Raw genomic sequence first — 25,810 nt, 5'->3', positions numbered from 1 at the left:
CTATCTCGCTTCGGGAAAATCGTAGTTTATTAAATATTGGTAATAGGCATCGAGCATCATATACATGGCCAAATGTTCATCTCCCACAATTTTTAGAACTTCTCTTCGCATGGGCTCTGCAACCATATCTGGCGATAAATAATCTACTTTTTTTAAACTAAGTAGTCTTTCTTTCATGTCTTTATCTTCAATGTTATTCAAAAGACATTCAATATACTCGTAGTTATAGTTTAGATTGGTTTTTACGTTTCCAGTATTCCAAAGGCCATCAATTTCTTTAAGCTTTTTTAAAACTTTTTTAGAATGAGGAGATGCTATTTCATCAAACTTTGCTTCCCCAGAAAAACCAAAATATACATACTGTCTATAGGCCTCTAAGTAATAGTTTGTAGTGCCTTCCCTAAAATCGGTGTGCTTATTATAATAAGCGCCAATATCCTCTTGAAAGCTATACAAAGCTTCGTGCATTAAGGCTTTATCTGCCCCAGGACATTCTACTAACTGTGGCTTGTCTTGAAATTTGTAGTCCAAAGGCTCTTCACAGCCGGCAAAAAATGAGGCTAAAATTATAAGAATTACAATATTATTTTTTTTCATTTTCTAATCGTTCTTTTTCAATTATTTCTGAAAGTCTTTTTTCAATAATAGGTTCAATGATGGTTTTTCTAGCTTTTGTTTTTACAAATGGGAACAATTCTAGGTCTTCTGACATAGCATCCAATTTGTTTTGATATTTGTTGGTTCCGACCAAAACTAGGGTTCCACTATCAAAAAGGGACTGCTCTTTTTGAGCACTTTCTTTTATTTTTTTCTGAATGATTCCTTCTTTTAATTGCTTCAGAAATCCACCGCCCTTTTCAATTTCTTTAAATACTGTAAGCGATTTTTCTGCAAGTTCTTCGGTTAATTTTTCAATATAATAACTACCATCTGCGGGGTTTGTTACTGCGTCAAAATAACTTTCAGCTTTTAGAATAAGCAACTGATTTCTGGAAATTCGCTCTCCAAATTCATTGCTTTTATGATATAATGCATCATACGGAAGATTGCAAACGGCATTGGCACCCCCAAAAACGGCACTCATCGCTTCGGTAGTGGTGCGAAGCATATTTACATTATAGTCATACAGGGTTTTGTTACGTTTACTAGGCGTTGCCAAAATGTGACACTGTGGATTAAAATTATATTCTGAAGCCAAAGTTGCATACAATAATCGAAGCGCTCTCACCTTTGCAATTTCGAAGAAATAATTACTACCAACAGCTATTTTAAAACATAACTGAAGTTCTTTTTGTGCTTCGTAATGATTAAAATATTCGTTGGCGTGAGCAAGGGCATAAGCAAGCTGTTGGACAATGTTTGCACCCGCATTTTGATACATAGAGGTATCAACTCCTAAAATAGCTTCGGAAGGATTCTTTAAAACAATTTCATCTAAAATTTGATGGTCTTTTTCTAGTGAATGAAACCAATTTCCATCTTCGCAAAGATGGTTTATGAGATCGATGTTGTATAAAACACAGGCATTTTTTTTCTGAAGAAATGCAATTAATTTATTTAAAAAAAAAGCATCTAAAAACTTAATATTGAAATAGATGGATGTGTTTTGGAAACCAAAATTTTGAAACACTTTTTCAATATCAAAAACTTTTTCAGTTGTAAGATAGACCGCTTCTGCACCTCTTTCAATGGCATCTAAAAGTAACCGATTGCTAATCGCTTCATCATCAATAAAAACATGCTGTACCACACTCCATTCCTTTGGTTGCCCAGGAATGGTTTGAAACCCTTGAGGGAAGTCATCTTTATGATAAAAGGGTTTTACATGAACTCCTTCTAAACTCTGCCAAACGAGTTTCTCATTGTAATCTTCTCCTTTAAGTTCTACTTGAATTTTTTGTTTCCATTGTTTTGCAGAAACAGATTCAAATTCTGAAAATAGCGAATCACTCATGCTCTTTTTCTTTTTTTAGGCTATCCTCGTGTTCTATGATATATATGTCTTCATTTTCTTTCTTTAAATAGTATTTTTCCCGTGCATATTTCTCCATTTCATTACTATCCTTCATTTTTTCTATAAAAGTTTTGTCTTTTTTTATCTCTTCTTCGTAAAACTCTTTACTTTTTTCGAGTGCATTAATATCGTCATTAAGCTCTTTATGAATGAAATAAGAATTTGTGTCGAAGAAAATCATCCAAACCAAAAAAAGGATTAAAATAAGCACGTATTTGTTGCTTATAAATCGTATCCATTTCTTCTTTTTTAATTCAGAAAATTTCATCCCGTAAAGTTACGATAATCTTTGATGAATAATGTTTCTTATAAGTTTTACAGCAACAGTATTATATCGATTGGTAGGGATAATAATGTCTGCGTATTCCTTAGTAGGTTCAATAAATTGTTGGTGCATAGGTTTTAACGTACTTTGGTAGCGATTTAGTACTTCTTTTAAATCTCTCCCACGCTCCGTAATATCTCTTTTTAACCTTCGTATCAAACGTTCGTCGCTATCTGCATGAACAAATAGTTTAATATCGAACATTTCGCGAATTTCGGGATGGGTAAGAATTAGAATTCCTTCTACAATAACAACCTTCTTAGGGTAGGTCTTTAGGGTTTCTTTAGTTCTATTATGCTCCACAAAGGAATATATAGGTTGGTCTATAGTTTTTCCTTTTCTAAGTTCTTTAAGATGCTTTACCAATAATTCGAAATCGATAGCTTTTGGATGATCGAAGTTTATTTTTACTCGTTCTGCATACGATAAATGGCTAGTGTCGTGATAATACGAATCTTGTGATATAACACACACTTCATCTTTAGGAAGTTCTTCAACAATTTGATCAACCACGGTAGTTTTTCCGCTACCCGTTCCGCCAGCAATACCAATAATAAGCATAGGTTTTATTTTACGCAAAGGTAGCAATTTTACAATTTAATAGCGTACAGAGTGGAGGTGGTTTTCCATATATACTTGGGATTCTATCTTTTTGGAATTGAGGTAATTTTTAAAATGACTTTAATCATAGTTTACAACTTTTTCTGCTTGTAGTTTTGTCTATAAATAAGTAAAAGAACAATCTAATATCATGAAATATCTAATCTTTTTACTCGCTTTTTTAATAACAAGTTTTGAGGGTTTCGGTCAGTCCTTAAATGAAGAATCTACAACTGTATCAACTATTAAATCGTATAAAGTAGATTCAGGAAATTCAAATTTCACCATAAAGGGTACATCTTCATTACACGATTGGGAAATGGTTTCAGAAAGTTTTAGAGGTTCCTTAGAGTTAAATACCACTGCCCAAACATTAGCAATACAAAGTATAAAGGTGTTTGTGGATGTAAAAACACTTAAGAGTGGGAAACGTATTATGGATAATAAGTGTTACGATGCTTTAAAGTATGAAGAACACCCTACCATAAAATATCAGTTTGAAAAACTATCTGCCTTAAGTGAAACAGGCTCTGGGACCTATAAGGCTATTTTACACGGCACTCTCAGTATTGCTGGGATAAGTAAGAAAGTTGCTATCCATGTCAATATTTCTCAAACAAATAAAACTTTAATTATAAAAGGAGAACTGCCTTTAAAGATGACCGATTTTGGAGTGGAACCTCCCACAGCATTACTCGGGACGTTAAAAACAGGCGATCCAATAACAATAGACTTTAACCTAAATTATTATTAATTATGAAAAATCATGTAAAGAATTTAATCGCGTTTGGTATGCTCATTATGATAACGGTGAGTTTTGGCCAAGACAAAAGAAGTTTGAACAATTTTAGAGAGCCAAGTAAGGATGGAATTAATGTCTTTGAAGCTCCTAAAGATACGGCTGTTATAAAAGCCTTTGAAGGCGTAACTGTTAGAATTGGAGGGTCTTCGGCATTACAATTTCAAGCTGTAGATCACGAAAACGGATGGACTGAAGCAGCCTCTATGGATCCAACAAGCCCTTGGTATGAAAGTTTACCATTAATTGAAATAGGGGATAATTTTAACCTAGCAACCGCCAACTTAGATTTGGATGTTGCCTTAGCAGATGGTTTACGAATGCATTTGCGTACCTATTTATCTTCAAGACACCACCCAGAACCTTATGTAAAGGGAGGATATTTACAAATAGACAACCTTAACTTCATTAAAGAAGGAACGTTAAGCGAGTTAATGAAATATGTAACCGTTAAGATTGGTCATATGGAAGTAAATTATGGAGATACCCACTTTAGAAGATCAGATAACTCATCTTCTATTTACAATCCATTTGTTGGGAATACCATATTAGATGCCTTTACTACTGAAGTTGCAGGAGAGTTTTACTACCGAAATAACGGTTGGATTGCGATGGTTGGGCTTACCAATGGAAAATTGAACCAAGCAGTAAACAATCCTGAAACTACCTCTCCTTCTCTCGTAGCTAAACTTGGGTACGATAAACAAATAGATAGTGATTTACGCGTTCGTTTAACAGGGTCTGTATATAATACTTCTCATTCAGCAAGAACTTATTTGTATTCTGGTGACCGTGCTGGTTCTCGATATTATCTTGTTTTAGAAGATGCAGAAGCTAGTGCAACTAGTAATTTTAGATCGGGTCGTTTTGATCCAGGTTTCAGAAATGAAGTAACAGCAATAATGATTAATCCATTTGTGAAGTATCAAGGTCTTGAGTTCTTTGGAATGTATGAAACGATTACAGGTCGTGCCGATTCCGAATTAGATACTAATGGAGAACAGGTAGACCGAAATTGGAATCAATATATGCTCGAGTTGTTATATCGATTTGGAAATAATGAAAACTTCTACATTGGAGGTAGATATAATAGCGCAAGTGGCGAATTAGCTCCTGGAGTTGATGTAAGTATTAATCGTTTTAACGTAGGTTTTGGAGCATTTATTACCAAAAACGTTCTTGCAAAACTTGAATATGTTAATCAAGAGTATAAGGATTTCCCAGTAGGAAATATTTATAACGAAGGTAAATTTAATGGAGTTGTTTTCGAATCAGTTATAAGTTTCTAACAGCTACTCTAAACTTGAAAAAGGTCGTTTTAAACGGCCTTTTTTTATTTTGGGACAAGTCGAGAAATACCTTGCCCTTCCAATGCAATATAGATATAACCATCAGGTCCCATTTTTACATTTCTTACTCGACCAATATCTTCAGCTATTTTTTCACGTCCAATAACCTTGTCTCCATTCAATTTCACTAATTCTACATAACTAAATTTCAAAGATCCCACTAGCAAATCACCTTGCCAATCTGGAAACTTATTCCCAGTAACAAAGTCCATTCCGCAGGGAGCTATTGAAGGTGTCCAATGGTGTATGGGTTGTTCCATTCCTTCTTTTTCAGTGATTTCGGTAAATTTGGTGCCACTATAATTTACTCCAAAACTTACAACCGGCCATCCATAGTTTTTTCCTTTTTGAATGATATTTATCTCATCACCTCCTTTAGGACCGTGTTCATGTTCCCAAATAACGCCCGTTTTGGGATGTTTTACTAAACCCTGCGGATTTCGATGTCCATAAGAGAAAATGGCTTTTTTTGCCTTTGTGTCGTTCACAAAAGGATTATCATTAGGAATACTTCCATTGTCGTGTAGCCTATAAATTTTACCACCATCACGTGTTTTATCTTGCGGATTTACATCTCTGTCGCCCCTGTCTCCAACTGAAAAGTACACATGGTTTTGATTGTCGAAGGCGATACGAGAACCAAAATGTTGACCAGCTGTAGAATTAGGATCAGCTTTATATAAAGATTCAATATTTGTTAATGAATTTCCTTCCAGTTTTGCTCTAATAAGTTTTGTATTCCCTCCTTTTCCGTTTCCTTCCGAAGAACTATACGTAATATAAATCCAACCATTTTCGTTATAGTTTGGGTGAAGGGCAATATCCAGTAACCCTCCTTGTCCCCAATTGTATACTTCAGGAACATTTTTTAGTTGTGTTTTTATTCCGTTTTTAAAATGAATGATTTCCCCACTTTTTTCTGTTATAAGCATACTTCCGTCAGGGAGCCATGCCATTCCCCAAGGATTGTTGAGGTTTTCTACGAAAGACTCAATGGAATAGGGGCGTGTATTCTCTATGGAAAGAGCTATGTCAGTTTTATTAGGATTGTTTTTACAAGACAGAAAACAAGCTGAAAAGACTAGTAAAATTAAGGCTTTGTTCATTTGAGATTCTTTTGGTAAAAGATAGTAAAATTGTTTGAAAAAAAATAAAAAGGGATATATTTGCAAACCTTAAAACGGGATGTGGCGCAGTCCGGTTAGCGTACACGGCTGGGGGCCGTGTGGTCGCAGGTTCAAATCCTGTCATCCCGACAAACTAAAGCGAAAGGCTTACGTAGAAAATTTATTTTCCTAAGTAAGCTTTTTTGCTTTAGATAAAATTAAAGCATCGCTTTAATTTGCAACATATGCGATGTAAAGAGATTCTATAAATCCTGTCATCCCGACTTAACCAAAAAAAAGTGATTCACTTGAGTGAACCACTTTTTTTTGGTTCAAAATTAATTAAGCTATAATTCCATTGCTTACTATTGATTATAATATATTTGTTCCTACAAATAAAACAGAACTTTTATCATGGAATTATTATCGAATCCAGACATTTGGATTGCCTTTTTCACCCTTTGTGCACTTGAAATTGTATTGGGAATAGATAACCTTATTTTTATTTCAATTTTAGCCAACAAACTGCCAGAACATCAACAAAGGAAAGGACGGCAAGTAGGTTTAAGTTTGGCGTTATTAATAAGAATAGGACTTTTATTTTCTATTTCTTGGATCATGAGTTTAACATCAGACATTTTTACTGTGAGGGATATGGGAATTTCTGGGAGGGATATCATTCTTATTTTGGGAGGACTCTTTTTAATTTACAAAAGTGTTAAGGAGATTCATGAAAAAATGGAACATAAGGACGAAGAATTAGTTCCAAAAGTTAAAAAGGTAACATTTAAGGGAATTGTTACCCAGATAGTTCTCATTGATATAGTATTTTCTTTGGATTCTGTAATAACTGCTGTTGGAATGGTAGATCATATTAGTGTTATGGTTGCTGCCGTGATAGTTTCAATGATTATTATGATGTTGGTTGCTAAGTCCTTAAGTGATTTTGTAAATAGAAATCCAACTATAAAAGTACTAGCGCTTAGCTTTCTATTAATGATTGGTACGGCTTTAATTGCAGAAGGTATTGACTTTCATATTCCTAAGGGATACATCTATTTTTCTATGGCTTTTGCGGTTTTGGTAGAGATTGTAAATATTAGAATTGGAGCAAGAAAAAAGGCATAAGGTTTTTATGGAGATATTTTTTAGAATATTCATTTAATAATTTTAACATTTTTTCAGCGTTACCATAGGGAAAAGGCTTGTTTTTAAGGAGAAAAATATTTTTAATTAAATAAAATTTTAACTAAAATGAATGTGTCAATGAATTACTTTTGCCTCATTATAAATAACTGATAGCTAGATGAAAACAAACTTTTTCTTTCTTTTATTTTTTATAACTTCCACTTTTGTTTGGTCACAAGAGTTACCTATCAAAATGCCTGATTCTGAGATTAAATCCTTGAGACAACTTGTGGATAAGGATTTACAAGCCAAACTTGAGAAAGAACTTATGTCTCACCCGGATTGGAAGAGATTAATTAGTCAAAAGAAAATGGCGGTTGGTGTGGTTGATTTAAGTAATCCAAATCAGGCAAGGTTTGCTAGAATTAATGGAAACCATATGATGTATGCTGCTAGTTTGCCTAAAATTGCCATTTTGCTTGCTGCGATGGATGCCATTGAAAATAAAGAACTTAAAGAGACCGCAGAGATTAAGAAAGACATGAGACTTATGATAAGTAAGTCTGATAATGCTGCTTCAACTCGTATGATAGATAGACTTGGTTACGAAAAGATTGAAGAAGTAATGACTAGCCCAAAATATGAGTTTTACAGTAAGAAATATGGTGGAGGTATCTGGGTTGGTAAGCGTTATGGTAAAGGAGGTGAAACTAATAGAGAGCCTTTAAAAAACTTAAGCCATGCTGCTTCCGTAACACAAGTTTGCAGGTACTATTATTTATTGGCTCATGGAAAACTTGTTAATGAAAAGCGTTCGAAGCAAATGCTAGACATTTTTGAAAACCCAGAGTTGCACCATAAATTCGTTAATACTTTGGACCGGATTGCTCCGGCAGCAAGACTTTTTAGAAAATCTGGTTCGTGGTCTACCTTTCATTCAGATTCTATATTAGTTTGGGGAAAAGAGGAAAATAGAAAGTATATTTTAGTTGCGCTGATAGATGATCCAAATGGAGAACAAATAATTAGAAATCTTGTAGTTCCAGTTGAAAAAATTTTAAAGAAAAAAAACTTAATTAGTGCAAATTAATTTCTATTAATTTGAGAAAAAATAATTTAAGGAGATATTTATATCTCCTTTTTTATTTTATAATTTGGAGGTCTCATTAATACTATCTTAGCTATAGAAACAATAAAGTCATATCTCCTAAAAGTCTTTGATTTAAAAGAGCACGAGTTAAATAAAACGCTGCTGCTTCAGCTTAATATATTTTTACTTATCACGTGTCTTTTAATTGTAAAGCCTACCATTAATTCTCTTTTTCTTTCAGAATTAAGTGCAGATGCATTACCTCTTGGCTACGTCCTAACCGCTATTATGGCGCTTTTAGGATCTTATTTTTACAATAAGGCCTTAGAGATCTATTCACTTAATAAAGTTATAGAAATGACGTTGTTTTGCTCCATTTTAAGTTTATTGATTTTTGGGTTTTTATTTCAGTTTCATCTTGCGAAAGGTTTTATCCTTTACATTCCCTATGTATGGGTTGCTATTTTTGGGTTATTAACGGCTTCCCAATTTTGGATTCTTGCTAACTTGGTTTATAATGTACGTGAAGCGAAAAGAGTTTTTGGGTTTATAGGCGCAGGCGCCATTGCAGGAGGGATCTTTGGAGGGTATCTTACTTCACTTTTAACTAATATTTTAGCAGCGGAGAGTTTGCTGTTTGTAGCACCCGTATTGCTTGCTTTTTGCTTACCAATAACACGATATATTTGGAAAAATGAAGTCGAGGACCTTAATGAATTTCAAGTCTCTAAACGAAAAGACCCTAAAGAAACTTCACCATTTAAACTTATAAAAAAATCAAAGCTACTATCACTTATTGCTATTGTGGTTGGTTTAAGTGTACTTGTAGCAAAACTTGTAGATTATCAATACAGTGATTATGCATCACTCTTTTTTGAAGACCCAGACGAGTTGGCTGCTTTTTTTGGGTTTTGGTTTTCAACACTTAGTGTAATTTCATTACTCATTCAACTCTTTTTAACTAAGCGGGTGGTAGGAACTTTTGGAGTAGGTAAATCGTTATTATGGTTGCCTTCGGGAATATTATTTGGATCAATTCTTCTATTGTTTATACCAGAACTTTGGGTAATCGTTTTTATTAAATTAATAGATGGAAGCTTAAAACAATCCGTAAACAAAGCAGCTACAGAGCTATTATCAATCCCAATTCCTATTGAAATAAAGAAAAAAACAAAAACTTTTACAGACGTTGTAATCGATAGTGTTGCCACTGGCTTGGCAGGTTTTATATTAATTTTCTTTATTAATGGGCTAGATATTTCTTCAACTTACATAAGTTTAATTATTTCAGTGTTAATTGTTGTATGGTTGGTTTTTATCTATCATTTACGACAAGAATATCTTTTCGTTTTTAAGAAATTACTAGAGGTTTCTGCAGACAAAAAAGAAAGAACCACGAAGAAGGAAATTCCTATAACCTCCATTGTAGAAACAGTTAATAGAGTGCTTGAAAACGGAACCGAATCTCAAGTATTGCATATGCTACAAAGGGCATTGCCGGTAAAAGATGAACGATTCTTTAAATCAATTAAAAAGTTATTACTTCACGTTTCTCCAAAAGTGAGGGTTTTAGCCATTGAAAATTTGTATTTTTTGAAGACTGAAAATTTAAGTCATGAAATGGAACTTCTAATACAGGATAGTAATCAAGAAGTAACTACTGCGGCTTTTCGGTATTTAACTAAATTTTATTCTGGAAATACACTCGATTTATTTGATAAATATCTTAATAGTGATGATATAACGATATCAAATGCGGCACTTATAAGTTTGTCTATTGAACTTAGAAACAAACCAAAATTGCAAGAAGCTTATCAATTATCCTCAAGGGTACAACATGCTATCGATACTGTTTTACAATTAATAACTTTTTCCGAAAAAGAGAATAAAATAATTGCCATCACCGAGACCATTGGAAATGCAAGATTAGAAACTTTTTATACCTATTTATTACAGCAAACAGAAGCCTCTGAAATTACCATTAAGAATTCGGCATTGCTTAATGCTGGGAAGTCGTTAGCACCAGAATTTATTGATGTTTTAATTAAACATCTTCCTAGCAGAGATACCAGACAAGCTGCCATGGAGGGACTATTTAATTATGGAGATCCTATTATATCAAGACTTTATTCCGAAATTAAAAATGAAAAAATAGACTTAGACGAAGCATCACAAGCGTTACTTGTTATAGAAAAATTTAGCTCGCAAAAAGCCATTAATGTATTAATTGGGCTTACGGACGGCACAGAACATCATATAAAAATGGAAGCTATTGAGGCGATAAAAAGACTTAAATGGGCAAATCCTAATCTTGAAATAAACGATCGATTTATTGTGAATAGAGTGCTGGATGAGTGTCATTTGTATCAAAATACACTCTCGGTAATTCACTCCCAAATTGTCCTACAACATAAACGTGCCTCTTTAGGAAATGATAAAATTACTGAAGCGCGTAATGCATTAATGTTGTTGCTGGAGCAACGATTGGACCGTCAACTGCAAAGAATTTTTAGTTTATTAGGAATAAAATACCCTCCAGACGATATAGACCCTATTTTAAATAACATCATCCACGGGGAAGAAGAACAACGCATACACGCGATTGAATTTTTAGATAATATACTAAATGCTCAATTAAAGCGAGAACTAATTCCTGTGGCTGAGTCGTTTTTAACGCAAGATATATCTGAAGAAAAAATCAAAAAACTCAACCTAAAAGTCTACAGTGAAATTGAATGCTATCAGTTATTATTTCAACGCAAAGATGTGAAGCTAAAACTTGCTGTACTATATTTAATAGAGCAAACAGAAGATTCTAAGTTTATACCACTTTTGGAAATTATTTCAAAAGACACCAATGAAAAAGTAAGCAATAGAGCTTCAGAAATTTTAAAAAATCATCAAAGTTAATCCGCTACTTTCTTATAATTTTATCTATACTACTGGCCAATGCCATATGGTCTGACGCCGAATTCTTCCTAAGTACATTACTCATAAGCACTACCATATAACAAGTATTATCGGTATGTTCCACTATGGCAACGGAATTCATATAATTTGTAACATTTCCCATGTATTTTCCACAGGCTTCTCCTTTACTTCTGTCGCATTTATACAAACTCCCCGATTTAAAATAAACTGCAGCTTCTTTTAAGCTAGGCGATTGTGCATATCGAATCCTTCGGTCGGTCATATACATAAGGCGTTTCATTTCGAGACTCGATTTTGTATCCACTACCTTGCCTTGTTCCATCTGCACTAAAAACTTCATTAATCCGCGTGTCGTTCCAGTACTTCCACCTTTATCCCCAACATAGGTGTTAGCTCCTCCTGTAAAAAAACTTCCTAGGCGCCATTCATCACTAGTAATTCCTAATTTTCGTAGAGGAAGATTCACCACATCATTTCCTAAATCGGTAAGTTCTTTCTTTGGCGTAGTTTTAAAATAGTTGAGAGCTTCTTCTTCGGTTAATGCAGGATATTTGTCACCAAAAGCAGCCATTAATAAGGCTTCACGCCAAACAATGCTTGCCGCTCCATTATTACTTACAGACATCATATGATCTGCCCATTCAAATAAAGAAAATACATCACTTGCAATAACTTGCCTCTTCACAAGTACATTCTTCTCTACATCATAAATGGGTACAGTATGTGTATCGGTTAAACCCCAAACACCAGATTTTACGTGTTTACCTTTCAACAGAGCTACTCGATCTTCATAAGAATCGGGATAAATGTTTGCTAATTGTTCGAACAATGCCACTAAAACGGCAATTTTACCTACACTACCAGGCTGATATCCTGCCAGCGGATTTTTTTCAGCATAACGAATAGAATCTAAATTAGTAATATCTAATACCGAAATAGAGTAATTTTTACTTAAACTGCCGAAAAGTCCATTAATTTCCTTCTGAAATTTTTCATTGGGTTTCAGGAAATACCCAACACTGTCTTCCACATTGGTTAGCAAATTTAATTGAATATCCATCATAGATTTCATCGCTCCTGGCGGAATGACCGTATTATCCTTTATTTCTCCGTTTTTAATACGTTCAAGGCGTTTTAATCTTTTAATTCCTGTGTATTCATATCCATCAATGGGGTAGATGGTAGTAGTGGTAAAAGCCGAAGCAATAAAAATAAAGGCAAGTAAATAGGCTATTTTTTTCATTTTATAAAGTGGCATTGAGTGAAATTTCTTTTTTGGAATCTATTTTTGGCGAAATAGATTCTAAATAATCCGAACTAAGTGCTTTTTTGTTTTCAACAAAAGGACGAATTTGAAACAACCAAAGCTGCCCATTTTTAAATCCTAATTCTACATCATACGCACCCGTGTAATCTGGATGTAGTTTATCCATAAGTTCCCTAACTTGTTCTGTTAATTTACAAATTTGGGTAATATTCTTTTCGGTTAAAATTCGCGATTCAAAAGTCGCCATATTCTTTTGTGTGGCTCCCGTTTTTGGTAGTGAATTGTAATAGGGTTCTCTTGCTGGTGCCAATAAATCGTAAGTTTCATCCATCCTAATTAAATAGGTTTCAGCAATTTGTCCATCGACTGCACCACCAGCCCCTCTGCTAAATGCCACCGTAATATCTGCACCATTTCCAGACTGAATTCCCTTTGTAATCATCACACCGCTATAATCTACATCGACACTTGGGATAATTAAAATCGATGGGAAAACATTCTCGGGGTTTAATAAATACTTTTGACGCCATTTAAAACTTCTTTCGGTGTATGGAGAAGCCCAAACAGCTTTAATGCCATCCCATATTTTTTGACTTTCCACAACATTAAATAAGGTTAAATTAAGCCCTGCCCCTGTAAAGTCCTTTAAATCCTCCATATTGGTGTCACTTCTCAAGAATACAGGAATATTTCCCATAGAAGATTTTAAAACCGATTTAAAATCGTCTTCCAGCGATTTTTTAAAATCACTTTTTAAGGGCATTTCTTTGATAGCTGCTCTTAATGATTCCAGTTTTTTTAGCTGAAAGCTTTCTACTTCAGCTTCAGAAGTTCCATTCTTTCGCATCGACTCAGCCTGTTCAAACATAGCTGTTAAAAACCCCCAATAGCTCGTATTTTGATTCGGCATATTCTGGTCCATATGGCTTTTAAAAATTCCGAATGGGATTACTAAGCCTTCCACTACGTTATCAGGAAACATTTTTTTAAGTTGCCCCAAATTGGCTGCTTTTGGCCCGCAAATGTTACCAGATGAAGTAGCATCCACATCACGAAGATTTAAAATAGCATTTTGGTCTAGCCTGATTTTATCCACAGGTACTTCAATTTTATCTTCTTTGCGCTCCTTTTTTTCAAAAAGTGCTTTTTCGGTTGCACTCATTTCTCCTTCTAATTTTAGAATCACTGTGCCTTGATTGGATACAGCGTAAAACACATTTTTACCTTCGTACTTTTTTAAACCTTTCAAATTTTCTGAAGAAAGTGCGGCATTCGGAATCCCAAGATTTCGTGCTAATAACTGTACGTGAGAGACCATATTTCCTTCTTCTACTGTGGCAATACCTGCTACGGGTTTTAGGTCGGCTGGTGGTCTTTGAAAAATATATATTTTGTTCGAAGATACTTCTACACTTTCTGGATCTTCAGAAACCACCACCAGTTCCCCAAAAGCATAACCAGGATTAAGACCGCGAAGAGAGCTTGTATTTTGTAAATCGAGTACTTTATTACTAAAATTAGAAGCTTCTGCAAGATAATTTCCTAATTCACCAACACTTTGTCCCAAATGCAAGGTGATGGAGCCCCTAATTCTATCATCAATAAATCCATAGGCCTTAGGTTCAAATGCAGTATACATATTGACAACTTCTTGGTAATATGCCTTTACCATGGATGCGCTCCATTCAACTTCCCCACGTGCAGCGATTAAAATATTATTCAGATCAGCTAGTGTAGTTGTACCGTTATTTTTTGGTTTTAGGGTTTTTTCAATTTGACTCCATTCCCATAATTCAATATTTCCTGCACCTGCGTTTGCCATTCCTAAGTAATAAATTTTCTGAAGCAATTCGTTGAGTGTTTTTGGTTCCCATTTTGGAGATTCTTTAAAAATGACCGTTTCCAACTTTAAAGAAATATCCATCAATTTTAATCTCGTGATTACTCGTTTTTCAGAAAGAATTCCTTTTCGTATTTGTAGTAACAACTCAGAACTATTTTTCACCACCTCCGATGCGTTTTGCACGTTTGTTTTTAAAATAAAATCCTGAATGGCATTTCCCATGGGAGTTCCTTTAAGTAAGGTGTCTTTATACAAAAGACTTGAAAGGTCTATGGGTTTGTAAAACTGAACCATGGTCTCCACCAATTCATCTAACTGTTTTAATACAGAGGCCGAGAGTCGCGATTGATTTTGTTGCTTAAAGGATTTTACTTTTTCAACATCTGAAACTTCGGGTTGGCTGTGGATTTTCACTCGTAAATTCATAAATCGAGGTTCGATATCACTAATGGTTTTAGATTGACTGCGCATTAATTGTGCAAGATTATCATCGCCACTATGTGGCACATCCTTTAAACTTTCTCGTATTAAAAAATACTTTTGCTCGATATTTTTGTCATTTGCCAGTACCCATTTATAAAAATCTCTACCTGCTTCCTGTTCATCTTCATATTGAATAGAGCCACGATAGAATTGGGCTTTTTCCAAAATCCAGCCATTGTCAATTCCGTATAGGTATTTACCAAGTTGATATTGTTTTAATCTAGAGTTGTTACGGGCTTCATCCCAAAGGGATTCCTTTTTAGTATAGGCCAAGATTTGTGCTAAAAAAATATGATTTTCTTTACCTATTTTTTCAACCACCTCTTTATATCGTGCGTGCTGTACCCCTGGACCAATATTTGCTGGGCAAGGGTCTTTGGGTTGACGAATACTACCATCTTCACAAAACCATCGTATATCACGATAAGGACCTCTTTCGTCTGCTTTAAAAGCCTTTATCTGCGCTTTTAATGCATCGTTACTTAATGTTTGAGCCTGAGTTTGTCCTAAAATTAGGATGCTCAGCGCAATAAAAAAAAGAATTCTATTTACATTCATAAGACATCAAATAGGTAAGAATTGATTTTAGTAAAATACAAAAGTTTTCTTGAATTTAATGGGATTTATCGAGAATAAATAGTTACTGACTATCGTCATATTTTAATTTAATAAACAGCTTTATTTTTACTTCATAATAAAAAAGTAAACCAATGACTGTAGATTTTCAATTCGTAAAAATTCCTGTAAGTGAAGCACTCAAAGAGTATACCACAAAGAAGCTTCAAAAAATAGAATCTAAATATAACTGGGTTATACATACCGAAGTGTTTTTTAAAATAGAAAATGATGCCTTAGGCGAAAAAATTTGTGAAATGGAATTGAGCCTTCCAGGGCCAAAGATATTTGCATCTTCTAAGGAGAAAAATTTTGAAATGGCTGTAAAAGAAACCATTTCAGATATACAAAAACAACTAAAAAAACGTAAAGAGCTCACTTTTAGAGCAAACCATTAAAATCAATCTTATGAAATGCCCATTAACAAATTTTACAAACCCAAAGAAGATGAATAATTCGGGCATTCCATCTTCCTTATTATCAAATATTATATACCGATGAAAAAAATATTAGTACCAATCGATTTTTCCGACCATTCTGAATACGCACTTGAAGTTGCGGCCACCTTGGCAAAAAGACACAATACAGAACTTGTTGCCTTACATATGATGGGATTATCTCAAGCTGTGATTTCAAAAGAAGATTCTCAAGATATGATGGAGGCTATGTTTTATATGAAACTTGCCGAAAAACGATTTAATGAATTTTTAGATAGAGAATACTTAAAAGGTGTTACAGTGCATACTACGGTTCAAAATTATAAGCAATTTCATGAAATAGACAGTGTAGCTCAGGAGTTCGATTGCGACTTAATTGTTATGGGTTCCCACGGTAGCAGTGGCATAAAAGAAGTTTTCGTGGGTTCTAATACCGAAAAAGTGGTACGTACTTCAGAAATACCTGTATTAGTTATTAAAAACAAAGTGAAGGAATTTAAAATGGATACCGTTGTATTCGCCTCTAACTTTGATAAAGAAGCAATTGTGGTTTTTAGAAAGGCAAAAAAGCTTTTTGATGTATTGGGTGCAAAAATGAAATTAGTATTTATAAATACTCCTGGAGATGGATTTAGAAGTACTAAAGAAATGAATGAAAAAATACTTCAGTTTCTATTGGATGCTAAAGTAAACCAAGAATTTACCCTAAGTGATATTGCTACCTTTAATGCCTATACAGTAGAAGATGGTGTTTACGGCTACAGTAAGAGTACTAATGCAGATGCTATAGCGATGCCAACCCATGGCCGCAGAGGATTAGCACATTTTTTCTCTGGAAGTATTAGTGAAGATTTGGTAAATCATTCAAGATTACCCGTTGTTACTTTTAAAATGTAATGACGATGTTTAGTTTTTTGGTAAGAAGACCGGAACATTAGTTTCGGTCTTTTTTTATTTATCTGAAAGGGTATGAAGGGCTATTTCAATCATCGTTGAAAAGGTCTTTTCTCGCTCATCTGAAGTTGTTCTCTCCTTGGTCACTAAAGAATCTGAAATAGTTAAAATAGCTAGTGCTTTTACATTGTATTTTGCTGCAATAGTATATAATCCTGCGGCTTCCATCTCCACACAAAGAACTCCAAACTCTGCCCATTTCTTATACGAATCGAAATCGTCTTCATAAAACTCATCACTCGATAGTACATTTCCCGCCTTAATGGGAATGCTATTATTTTTTGCATACGTAGCGGCTTTCAAAAACAGTTCAAAATTGGCTGTAGGAGAATAATCGGCATTTATAAACCGAGAATTATTAATTCCTGAAGTAGAAGAAGCGGCCATGGCAATAACAATATCCCTAAGATGCACCTCTTTTTGATAGGAGCCAGCTGTACCTACTCTAATTAAATTCTTAACCCCATAGTCGTTTATAAGCTCATGGCAATAAATGAGTGCCGATGGAATTCCCATACCTGTTCCTTGTACCGAGATTCTTTTCCCTTGATAGGTTCCAGTATATCCCAACATGGCACGCACATCATTGTAGCACACGGGATTTTCAAGAAAAGTCTCTGCAATCCATTTGGCACGCATAGGATCTCCAGGGAGTAAAACAGATTCTGCAATATCGCCAGGTTTTGCTTCAATATGAGTGCTCATGCTATTGTGTTTTTAAAAGTTGAATTCCGTTGGATGTACCAATTCTACTAACTCCATTGGCAATATATTCTATGGCTTCTTTTCCTGTTTTTATTCCGCCAGAGGCTTTAATTTTCACCTTCATACTAACGGCATCTCGCATTAACTGAATGTCTTTTAAGGTAGCACCTCCAGTCCCAAAACCCGTAGACGTTTTAACGTAATCTGCACCCGCTTTTTCAGCAATCGTACATGCAAGTTTTTTTTCATCATCTGTAAGGTAGCACGTTTCAAGAATCACTTTTAAAACTTTAGTCCCAATCCCTTTTTTTACTGCTGAAATTTCTTCACGTACACTTTTGGTGAGTCCAGATTTTAAGAAACCTATATTTATAACCATATCAATTTCATCGGCGCCTTCTTCTATACATTTTTTTGCTTCACAAACTTTCGCATCGGCACTCATGGCGCCTAGCGGAAATCCCACAGTAGCTGCTACTTTTACTTTTTCAAACTGTAATAATTCAACAGCCAAATGAACATACCCACTATTTACACATACAGCATAAAATTGGTGTTCTATGGCTTCGTTGCATAATTGGGTGATCTCTTCTGGCGTTGCTGTAGGCTTTAACAGGGTATGATCTATAAATTGGTTGAGCAGCATATATTATAAATGACTTTGAATAAGTTGAACCAACTCATGTTTTTGAAGCACTCCAGATTGCCTCCAAACTTGTTTTCCCCCTTTATAAAGTATTAACGTTGGGACTCCCATAACCTGATATTGGGAAGCTAATGATTGGTTTTTATCTACATCTATTTTTATGATTTTTATTGCATCTCCTACTTCATCCTTTACTTGTTTTAATATAGGTGCCAGCATTTTGCAAGGACCACACCAATCTGCAGAAAAGTCTACCAACACTAACTTTTGTGAAGCAATTATTTCATTAAAACTACTCATTTTTAAGCTTTAAGTGGGTTTAAGTTATAACGACGTAATACTGTCATTAGTTTTTCTATGGGGACTATAATTGAATATTCTCCAGTATAAGCTGGACAAATGACACAATCTTCGAAGTAAAATTCAACCGATTTGTCATCGACCACAAAGTTGTTTTTATTTCTAAAAAAGTCATCCTGGGTAATTTCCCAACAATCATAAAACATGGCACCAGACTTTACTCTTTCAAAGATAAGCTCATTTATTATTTTTCGTAGTGCTTCTTCGGTTCCTTGACTAAAAAAATCTTCATATTTCATAAATACACCACGTTCTAAATCGAAATTTAAACAATCGAAGGTGAATGAGGGATGCATGGCTCCAGAATAGTAGTTTTCTTTATAAAAAAGTACACTTACCAGTTGCTCGTTTACGTTGTAAACTTTGTAATTTACAATACGTTTTTCACGAATTTGATGAATGCGTAAGGTATCGCACAGTAGTTCTTTATCTTCTAAAATTTGTGCTTCGACTTCTTTAATGTTGAGGTATTTTTTCGAGATAAACTCGTTAAAATTTACATGTGTCTTTTTTAAATTTTCGTTGAGGTATGGATACTTAAAATCCAACACATAGAAATCTGTTTCTTTAAAAAAGTTTTTGTCGACTAGTGATTTTTCTAATTCCTTTTTTTCATCCGGTTTCTCTATGAGTTCTTTCCTTTTTATTTCAATTTTTTTTAAGTTTTCTATGTCTTTATCGCTTTGGGTTACTTTAATAGAGTCATTAAGGCGTAATTCTTTTTTATCTTCATCTATTAAAGGTTCGACGGTCTTTGTGTCATTTTTACAAGCAGAAACTAACAATAGAAGTAAGAGAAGAAAAGGTAGGTTTTTCATATTCAATAGATTATTTTTTTAAAAGCAATTGTAGTCTTCCTAAAAGCATGAGTTCGCTCTTGTTCTTACCGGCAAAGGCGTCGGCTATTGAGTGTGCTGTTTTTATTATCAGGTCTTTTCTTTTTTCAGTAAATAATTTGGGATACTCTTTGTAAAAGGAGGCAAAACTTTCAAAACAAGTATCTGCATCAAGACTTTCGTAATCGAGCCAATCAAAAACAATTTCCATTTGGTACGAGGCATCCACGCCAAATTCATCTTCAAAATCGTCAAGATTTTTCCAGTGTTCCAAAATCATTTTGTGTAAACTTTCGTACTCGTTTTTTCGTATCACTTTATCTGCTGCAGCCACAGCAAAAAAGAGTTCCCCTGTTTTTTGATAGAACTCAAGTTGGCTTTTATTTAGTTCACTCATAGTCGCTGATATTTAATATGATAAAATTAAAACTCCCAGATAGTTTTTTTTATGATTAAAATCAGTTCTCAATTTTATATAAAAATTGGCTACATTTGAGAAATGGATTTCTACGGCAAAGAGAAAGGATTATTCGACCTTTTAACCGAAACAATTTCGGAGGGAATTGTTATCGTAAATGCAAAGCAAACTATTGTTACACTTAACGAAACTTTGGCCCAATTATTTGGGTATAACAAAGAAGAATTGGTTGGAGAACCCCTAGAAATACTAATTCCACAGAGGTACCATCACAACCACTCGTCTCATGTAAAAACGTTTTTGAAAAATTCTGAAAAGCGTATCATGGGACAAGGAAGAGAGTTGTTTGGAATTAGAAAAGATGGTTCACAGTTCCCTTTAGAAGTAGGATTGAAACCATTTCAATCAAACGGAGAAATTAATGTCATGGCTTTGGTAATTGATATTACTTTACGCAAACAACATGAACAACAATTAAAGGATTTAAATAATCAATTAGAACAAAAGGTAAGCGAACGCACTCAAGAGCTTCAGGACTCAATTGTCCAACTTGAAAATGAAATTGAGAAACGTAAGGATGCAGAGAATAAGATAAAGGAATCACTTCGAAAAGAACGAGAGCTTAATGAGCTTAAAACAAAATTTTTATCCCTTGTTTCACATGAGTTTAAAACACCTTTAAGTGGAATATTAAGTTCTACATCCCTTATTGGTAAATACACCACCACAGAACAGCAGGAGAAACGAGAGAAGCATGTGAAGACAATTACTAGCAAAGTAAAGTATCTTAACAATATTCTTGACGATTTTCTATCGGTAGAGCGATTGGAGACTGGTAAAGTAAATTATAAAATAACACTGTTCCCCCTAAGTAAAGTAATTAACGAAGTAATTTACAATGCCAATATGCTATTAAAGGAGGGGCAAATTATTAATTATCCTGAGGGGATTGATGACATAGAAATTAATTTCGATGAAAAAGTATTGGAACTTGTTTTGTCTAATTTGGTCAATAATGCCATTAAATATTCACCAGAAAATACGAACATAGATTTAAAGGTGTTTCAAAAAGAAAAGAGCCTTCAAATTACAATTATAGATCAAGGTATTGGAATTCCAAAAAAGGAGCAAAAATTCATATTTAATCGTTATTTTAGGGCAGAGAATGCCTTACTAAACCAAGGAACAGGAATAGGACTTAATATTGCCAAAAGCCATTTGGAAAATCTTGGTGGTGGTATTACTTTTGAAAGCAAAGAAAATGAGGGAAGCTCTTTTAAAATTGAAATTCCTATGGCAAAATAAATTTATGAATACAATACTAATAATTGAAGATGATATCGCTTTGCGCGAGAATACGGCAGAATTACTGGAGCTTTCTGGCTATAATGTAATTACTGCTCCCAACGGAAGAATAGGAATTGAAAAAGCCGAAAAAACACTGCCAAATATTATTATTTGTGATATTATGATGCCAGAGGTAGATGGCTACGGAGTATTGGAAAAGCTGTCACACAAAAAAGAAACTCAACATATCCCTTTTATATTTTTATCTGCAAAAACAGAACATAAAGAAATTAGAAAAGGCATGGATCTTGGTGCAGATGATTACCTCACCAAGCCTTATGAAGAGGAAGAATTGATGAGTGCTATTGAAAGCAGACTTGCAAAGGCCGAGTTACTTTCAAAAGCCAACCATAGTCAAACCGATTTAACTATTGCCGACGATTCTTTACGAAACCTAAATGAGTTAAAGAACTTTTTCGATGATAACGGAGAAATGCTGAAAATTGAAAAGGGAGAAATTATTTATTCTGAGGGGCAACATTCCAATAATGTCTATTTAATCCTAAAAGGAATTGTAAAGACTCATAAAATGGATGAAAACGGTAAAGAGCTCATTACTACACTTTACAAGCCAGATGATTTTTTAGGTTTTACTTCCTTTGAAGAAAATATACCGTATCAAGAATCAGCCACCGCTGTGGAAGATGTTGAAGTTGCTGCCATTTCAAAGCAAGATTTAAAAGAAATTTTAGGGAATAGTAAAGATGTTACTTTAGAATTAGTAAATGTTCTTACTGAAAACTTATCCGAAATAAAACAACAATTACTTCAAATGGCATATAGTTCTGTGCGAAAAAAAACAGCCCAAACCATATTGCAATTCGCAAAAATACTTAACAAAAAACCCAACGAGAGCATAAAAATTTCTCGTTATGATTTGGCTAATGTTGCTGGTATAGCAACCGAAAGTTTAATCCGAACACTTTCCGGCTTTAAAAAAGAAGGCCTTATTGAAATAGAAGGTAGAAATATTCGTGTTTTAGACATTGAATCACTTCAAAAAATGGAATAATCCTATAAACTGATATTTATCATTCTTTCTGCTCCTTGTCCACTTTATTTTTGGACCAGAAAGTAGAAGATATGCAGCGAATTCTCGTCCCAACAGATTTTTCTGAAAACTCGTGGAATGCGATAGCGTATGTTTTTGCCTTTTTTAAAGGTGAAATGTTGGATATTCATTTCTTGCATTTAGGTTTTCAGGGGATTGCAGAAAACTTAAATGATGATTTACATACAAATGGTCTTGCCTTTACTGCTGCACAATCTAAAGGAGCTTTGGCAAAATTAGATGATCTATTGGATAGAATACAACTTAATTTTCCAAACCATAAACATAGACTTTATACTCATTTTGAAAATTCGTTATTTGTTGAAGGTATTAGAAAGGCTTCAAAAAAATGGGATATAGATTTAATTGTTATGGGGACCAAGGGTGCTTCCGGCTTGAAGGAAGTTACTGTAGGATCTCATTCTGGTGCAGTGATTACTCGAGTTAAATGCCCAACCCTAATAGTGCCAGAAAATGCTTGTTTTCAGAATCCAGCGAATATAGCATTCCCAACAGATTTTAATATGCCTTATAAAAACAGAGTTTTAAAAACTCTACAATCTTTTGCAAGTTATCATACATCTACAATTAAAATATTACGAGTCGTTAGGAGAGGTGGTAACCTAGAAACAGAACAAGTAAAAAATAGAGAATATTTAAGTGATGTCCTTCAAGGAACAGCGCATAGCTTCCATTGGATACAAAGTCCAGAACTAGAGTCTGGATTACAATCGTTTATAGATTCTATGGATATTAATATTATTGCTATGGTTGGTAAAAACTTAAATTTCTTTCAACGACTTTTATTTAAACCTAAAGTCGCCAAAATAAGTTACCATACTAAAATTCCTTTTTTAGTGCTTCACGAGTAGGGTTTCTTCATAGCAAACTATAAGCTACTGATAATTATCATTCTTTTTGTTCTAAGTAACTTATATGTTTGAATTCATTATTACTTCTATACACAATGAAAAAAATATTAATTCCAACAGATTTTTCAGAAAATGCTAGTGATGCCTTTTTCTATGCGGCTAAAGTATTTGGAGGTGAAAAAGTAGAATTTATTGTGGTTTATTCATTTGAAAATGAAGCTTCAAACCTTACCAGTAGGGTTGATATTGGCAAATCTGAATATGTTTTAGACAAACTGTATGATGATTCTATACTGGAAGGCAATAGTTTTATCGATAAGATGAAACAAAAATTGGGAAAGACTAAAAGTACATTTCGTTTTATATCCACAGGAATGGGGATTTTTAGAGCAGTAAATAAGCTTATTAAAGAAGAAGAAATTGCACTTACTGTAATGGGAACTAAAGGAAGAACTGCAGATGAAAATATTTTGGTTGGAAGCACCACGTCTAAAATGACAACTAAAATTAAAGGATGTTCTTTACTTATTGTCCCAAGTATATCTAAATTTGAAGCACCGCTAAAAGTAGGTTTTGCTACAGATTTTAGTACCTTTTATCCTCTTCAACAAGTACCCCCAATTAATGAATTAATACTCAATTTTAATTCTACCCTCGAGATACTTTATGTTGGAGAAGAAAGTACTTTAAGTGAAGAGCAATTGAAGACCCGTAGTGCTTTCAAAAATAGCTTGGATAACCTGAATGTACATTTCCATCATCTAAAGACACTAAATAGTATCTCAGAATCTCTGGCAAAATACGCTTTAGAAAACAGATTGGATTTACTAATCTTAGTGAATCGAAAACACAATATTTTTAATAAGTTATTTAGGGAAGCAGTTATAAAAAGAGTAGGAAACAAAATGGAAATACCTTATTTATTACTACCCATAAATTAAATCCAATACCATGAGAAAAGTATTAATTCCAACAGATTTTTCAAGAAATGCTTGGGATGCCATTGCCTATGCCGTGGATTTATTTAAAAATGAACCCTGTGAGTTCTACATTTTAAATGTGTATAGTCTTGCAGATTTTGCCACAGACAATCTTATGGTGCCTCAATTAGACTCTACACTTGTAGATACCTTTAAGGGAAATTCTGAAAAAGGCCTCGAAAAAGTTTTGCAGCGCCTTTCTTTTAGAGATGAAAGTGATATGCACTCTTATGTAACTCTTTCACAGCAAAATGACCTTATTGTTGCTTTAAAAGAAATTGTGGAATCAAAAGACATTGGCTTAATAGTCATGGGCACAAAAGGAAGTACCGATGCTCTCAACATTAGCTTTGGTAGTAATACCGTTACGGTGATGGAAAAAATTCGAAATTGCCCAGTGTTGGCCATTCCTAAAGGGACAATATATACTTCAGTTTCTGAAATTGTTTTCCCGACTAGTTTTAAAACTCATTTTAAAAAGAGAGAGTTGGATTACTTAATAGATATTGCAAAAATCACCAATGCCCCCATTCGAGTGCTTCATATAAATGAAGGAGGAGATTTAAGTGAGGAGCAACTTAATTTCAAATCTTTGCTTGAAGAATATTTTGATGTTTTAGAATATAGTTTTCATTTTTTAGAAAGTAAAAACATTAATGAAGGGGTGGAGTTGTTTATTCAAAGTAGAGATAGTGGTATGGTGGCCTTTATCAATAAAAAACACACTTTTTTTTCGACACTTTTTTCAAAACCTCTTGTAAAGGAATTAGGACTCAAGGCAAAAATACCTATACTAGCGCTTCACGACTTTAGAAATTAATCTATGGAAGAAACCAATTTTGATGTTATAAAATCTTCGGGGAATGTGGTAAAGTTTTCTATCGAAAAACTTCGCAGTTCTTTAAGAAGAAGTGGATCTGATGAAAAAACAATTCAGCAAATCATAGATACCGTAAGAGACGAACTATATCAAGGTATTTCAACCAAGGAGATTTATAATAGAGCCTTTGCACTATTGAAAAAAAAGAAATCCATTTTTGCTTCAAAATACAAGTTGAAAAGAGCGATTTACGAATTGGGTCCCACAGGCTTTCCTTTTGAACGTTTTGTAGGAGCTTTACTAGAATATTCGGGATACGATGTAAAAGTAGGGCAAGTTATGCAAGGAAAATGTGTGAGTCACGAAGTAGATGTAGTGGCTCACAAAAATGGACAGCATATTGTAGCCGAATGTAAATTTCATAGTGACCCCAGTAGAAAGTGTGATGTAAAAGTGCCACTCTATATTCATTCTCGATATCAAGATATTCTAAATTATAAACGAAAAGACACCCCAAATGAAGGCTGGGTGATTACCAATACGCAATTCACAAAAGACGCTTTAGATTATGGTACGTGTGTAGGATTATATTTGTTAAGTTGGGATTATCCAAAAAATGATGGACTAAAGGATAGGATTGATAGACTTGGACTCTATCCAATAACAGTTTCAACATTACTTACCAATAGAGAGAAAACCTTTCTTTTAAGTAGAGATATCGTTTTGTGCAGACAATTACACAAAGACAATTTTTATTTGGATCATTTAGGAATTTCTGAAAGCAGAAAAGAACGAATATTAAAAGAAGTAGATATGCTTTGTAATTTTTAAAGG

The 25,810-nt window shown here is 34.0% G+C and carries 25 protein-coding genes and 1 tRNA gene; 14 read left to right on the top strand and 12 right to left on the bottom strand.

The features are described from left to right. Genes KXJ69_RS09335 through udk form a run of 4 tightly spaced genes read right to left on the bottom strand, consistent with a single transcriptional unit; the run spans position 1 to position 2,900 of the window. Positions 1-597, bottom strand: a complete 597-nt coding sequence (locus KXJ69_RS09335) for a hypothetical protein (RefSeq protein ID WP_219052820.1) — start codon at positions 595-597, stop codon at positions 1-3. Next, the gene (locus tag KXJ69_RS09330; RefSeq protein WP_219052819.1) at positions 584-1,954 is read right to left on the bottom strand and encodes a methylmalonyl-CoA mutase subunit beta; all 1,371 of its coding nucleotides are present in this window, start codon (positions 1,952-1,954) and stop codon (positions 584-586) included. Before KXJ69_RS09330 ends, KXJ69_RS09335 begins: the two co-directional genes overlap by 14 nt. Beyond that, on the bottom strand, positions 1,947-2,282 hold the full coding sequence (locus KXJ69_RS09325) for an FtsB family cell division protein (protein WP_219052818.1): 336 nt from the start codon (positions 2,280-2,282) through the stop codon (positions 1,947-1,949). Before KXJ69_RS09325 ends, KXJ69_RS09330 begins: the two co-directional genes overlap by 8 nt. A 9-nt stretch (positions 2,283-2,291) precedes the next feature. After that, on the bottom strand, positions 2,292-2,900 hold the full coding sequence (gene udk / locus KXJ69_RS09320) for a uridine kinase (RefSeq protein WP_219052960.1): 609 nt from the start codon (positions 2,898-2,900) through the stop codon (positions 2,292-2,294). A gap of 190 nt (positions 2,901-3,090) precedes the next feature. Here udk and KXJ69_RS09315 point away from each other — a divergent pair, with 190 nt between their 5' ends. After that, positions 3,091-3,693 carry a YceI family protein gene (locus KXJ69_RS09315; protein ID WP_219052817.1) on the top strand — a complete coding sequence of 201 codons (603 nt, stop codon included), beginning with the start codon at positions 3,091-3,093 and terminating at the stop codon, positions 3,691-3,693. A 2-nt stretch (positions 3,694-3,695) separates the two neighbouring features. After that, complete coding sequence (locus KXJ69_RS09310; protein WP_219052816.1) at positions 3,696-5,027, top strand: hypothetical protein; 1,332 nt, start codon at positions 3,696-3,698, stop codon at positions 5,025-5,027. A 44-nt stretch (positions 5,028-5,071) separates the two neighbouring features. Here the strand turns inward: KXJ69_RS09310 and KXJ69_RS09305 are convergent, their stop codons facing one another. Beyond that, a complete protein-coding gene (locus KXJ69_RS09305) occupies positions 5,072-6,193 on the bottom strand; it encodes a PQQ-dependent sugar dehydrogenase (RefSeq protein WP_219052815.1) in 1,122 nt (373 codons plus the stop codon). Positions 6,194-6,268: 75 nt separating this feature from the next. Here KXJ69_RS09305 and KXJ69_RS09300 point away from each other — a divergent pair. The 4 genes from KXJ69_RS09300 (at position 6,269) to KXJ69_RS09285 (ending at position 11,321) form a co-directional block, all read left to right on the top strand. Further along, a tRNA-Pro gene (locus tag KXJ69_RS09300) sits at positions 6,269-6,343 on the top strand. Between the two features lie 264 nt (positions 6,344-6,607). Then, positions 6,608-7,321 carry a TerC family protein gene (locus tag KXJ69_RS09295; protein ID WP_219052814.1) on the top strand — a complete coding sequence of 238 codons (714 nt, stop codon included), beginning with the start codon at positions 6,608-6,610 and terminating at the stop codon, positions 7,319-7,321. A gap of 178 nt (positions 7,322-7,499) precedes the next feature. Continuing rightward, positions 7,500-8,411, top strand: a complete 912-nt coding sequence (locus KXJ69_RS09290) for a serine hydrolase (protein ID WP_219052813.1) — start codon at positions 7,500-7,502, stop codon at positions 8,409-8,411. A 288-nt stretch (positions 8,412-8,699) separates the two neighbouring features. Continuing rightward, positions 8,700-11,321, top strand: a complete 2,622-nt coding sequence (locus KXJ69_RS09285) for an Npt1/Npt2 family nucleotide transporter (RefSeq protein WP_255571300.1) — start codon at positions 8,700-8,702, stop codon at positions 11,319-11,321. 4 nt (positions 11,322-11,325) lie between these two features. Here KXJ69_RS09285 and KXJ69_RS09280 read toward each other — a convergent pair whose 3' ends face one another. Further along, entirely contained in the window at positions 11,326-12,585 is a 1,260-nt protein-coding gene (locus KXJ69_RS09280; protein ID WP_219052812.1) for a serine hydrolase, read from the bottom strand. A 1-nt stretch (position 12,586) separates the two neighbouring features. Continuing rightward, positions 12,587-15,493, bottom strand: coding sequence for a PEP/pyruvate-binding domain-containing protein (locus tag KXJ69_RS09275; protein WP_219052811.1), 2,907 nt, complete (start codon positions 15,491-15,493; stop codon positions 12,587-12,589). Positions 15,494-15,645: 152 nt separating this feature from the next. Here KXJ69_RS09275 and hpf point away from each other — a divergent pair, with 152 nt between their 5' ends. Both hpf and KXJ69_RS09265 read left to right on the top strand, forming a co-directional pair. Next, complete coding sequence (gene hpf / locus KXJ69_RS09270; protein WP_219052810.1) at positions 15,646-15,948, top strand: ribosome hibernation-promoting factor, HPF/YfiA family; 303 nt, start codon at positions 15,646-15,648, stop codon at positions 15,946-15,948. A gap of 99 nt (positions 15,949-16,047) precedes the next feature. Beyond that, entirely contained in the window at positions 16,048-16,884 is an 837-nt protein-coding gene (locus KXJ69_RS09265; protein ID WP_219052809.1) for a universal stress protein, read from the top strand. 54 nt (positions 16,885-16,938) lie between these two features. Here the strand turns inward: KXJ69_RS09265 and deoD are convergent, their stop codons facing one another. From deoD to KXJ69_RS09240, 5 genes are read right to left on the bottom strand one after another with little or no spacing between them, the layout of a single operon-like run. Further along, the gene (deoD, locus tag KXJ69_RS09260) at positions 16,939-17,646 is read right to left on the bottom strand and encodes a purine-nucleoside phosphorylase (protein WP_219052808.1); all 708 of its coding nucleotides are present in this window, start codon (positions 17,644-17,646) and stop codon (positions 16,939-16,941) included. Between the two features lies 1 nt (position 17,647). Next, the gene (gene deoC, locus KXJ69_RS09255; RefSeq protein WP_219052807.1) at positions 17,648-18,292 is read right to left on the bottom strand and encodes a deoxyribose-phosphate aldolase; all 645 of its coding nucleotides are present in this window, start codon (positions 18,290-18,292) and stop codon (positions 17,648-17,650) included. Positions 18,293-18,295: 3 nt separating this feature from the next. Further along, positions 18,296-18,592, bottom strand: a complete 297-nt coding sequence (gene trxA / locus KXJ69_RS09250) for a thioredoxin (protein ID WP_219052806.1) — start codon at positions 18,590-18,592, stop codon at positions 18,296-18,298. Positions 18,593-18,594: 2 nt separating this feature from the next. Beyond that, positions 18,595-19,470 carry an RsiV family protein gene (locus tag KXJ69_RS09245; protein ID WP_219052805.1) on the bottom strand — a complete coding sequence of 292 codons (876 nt, stop codon included), beginning with the start codon at positions 19,468-19,470 and terminating at the stop codon, positions 18,595-18,597. Between the two features lie 10 nt (positions 19,471-19,480). After that, positions 19,481-19,885: a hypothetical protein gene (locus KXJ69_RS09240; protein WP_219052804.1), complete on the bottom strand. Its 405-nt coding sequence runs from the start codon at positions 19,883-19,885 to the stop codon at positions 19,481-19,483. 102 nt (positions 19,886-19,987) lie between these two features. Between KXJ69_RS09240 and KXJ69_RS09235 the strand changes: the two genes are divergently transcribed. From KXJ69_RS09235 to KXJ69_RS09210, 6 genes are all read left to right on the top strand, one after another. Then, positions 19,988-21,211, top strand: a complete 1,224-nt coding sequence (locus KXJ69_RS09235; protein WP_219052803.1) for a PAS domain-containing sensor histidine kinase — start codon at positions 19,988-19,990, stop codon at positions 21,209-21,211. Positions 21,212-21,215: 4 nt separating this feature from the next. Further along, on the top strand, positions 21,216-22,265 hold the full coding sequence (locus tag KXJ69_RS09230) for a response regulator (protein ID WP_219052802.1): 1,050 nt from the start codon (positions 21,216-21,218) through the stop codon (positions 22,263-22,265). A 71-nt stretch (positions 22,266-22,336) separates the two neighbouring features. After that, entirely contained in the window at positions 22,337-23,176 is an 840-nt protein-coding gene (locus KXJ69_RS09225; RefSeq protein ID WP_219052801.1) for a universal stress protein, read from the top strand. Positions 23,177-23,271: 95 nt separating this feature from the next. Then, positions 23,272-24,117: a universal stress protein gene (locus KXJ69_RS09220; RefSeq protein ID WP_219052800.1), complete on the top strand. Its 846-nt coding sequence runs from the start codon at positions 23,272-23,274 to the stop codon at positions 24,115-24,117. A 10-nt stretch (positions 24,118-24,127) separates the two neighbouring features. Further along, on the top strand, positions 24,128-24,976 hold the full coding sequence (locus KXJ69_RS09215) for a universal stress protein (RefSeq protein ID WP_219052799.1): 849 nt from the start codon (positions 24,128-24,130) through the stop codon (positions 24,974-24,976). Positions 24,977-24,979: 3 nt separating this feature from the next. Continuing rightward, positions 24,980-25,807, top strand: a complete 828-nt coding sequence (locus KXJ69_RS09210; protein ID WP_219052798.1) for an ATP cone domain-containing protein — start codon at positions 24,980-24,982, stop codon at positions 25,805-25,807. Positions 25,808-25,810 lie beyond the last annotated feature (3 nt).

The organism is Halomarinibacterium sedimenti (assembly GCF_019312585.1).
GTDB lineage: Bacteria > Bacteroidota > Bacteroidia > Flavobacteriales > Flavobacteriaceae > Halomarinibacterium > Halomarinibacterium sedimenti.
This window is presented reverse-complemented; position numbering and strand designations above follow the sequence as displayed.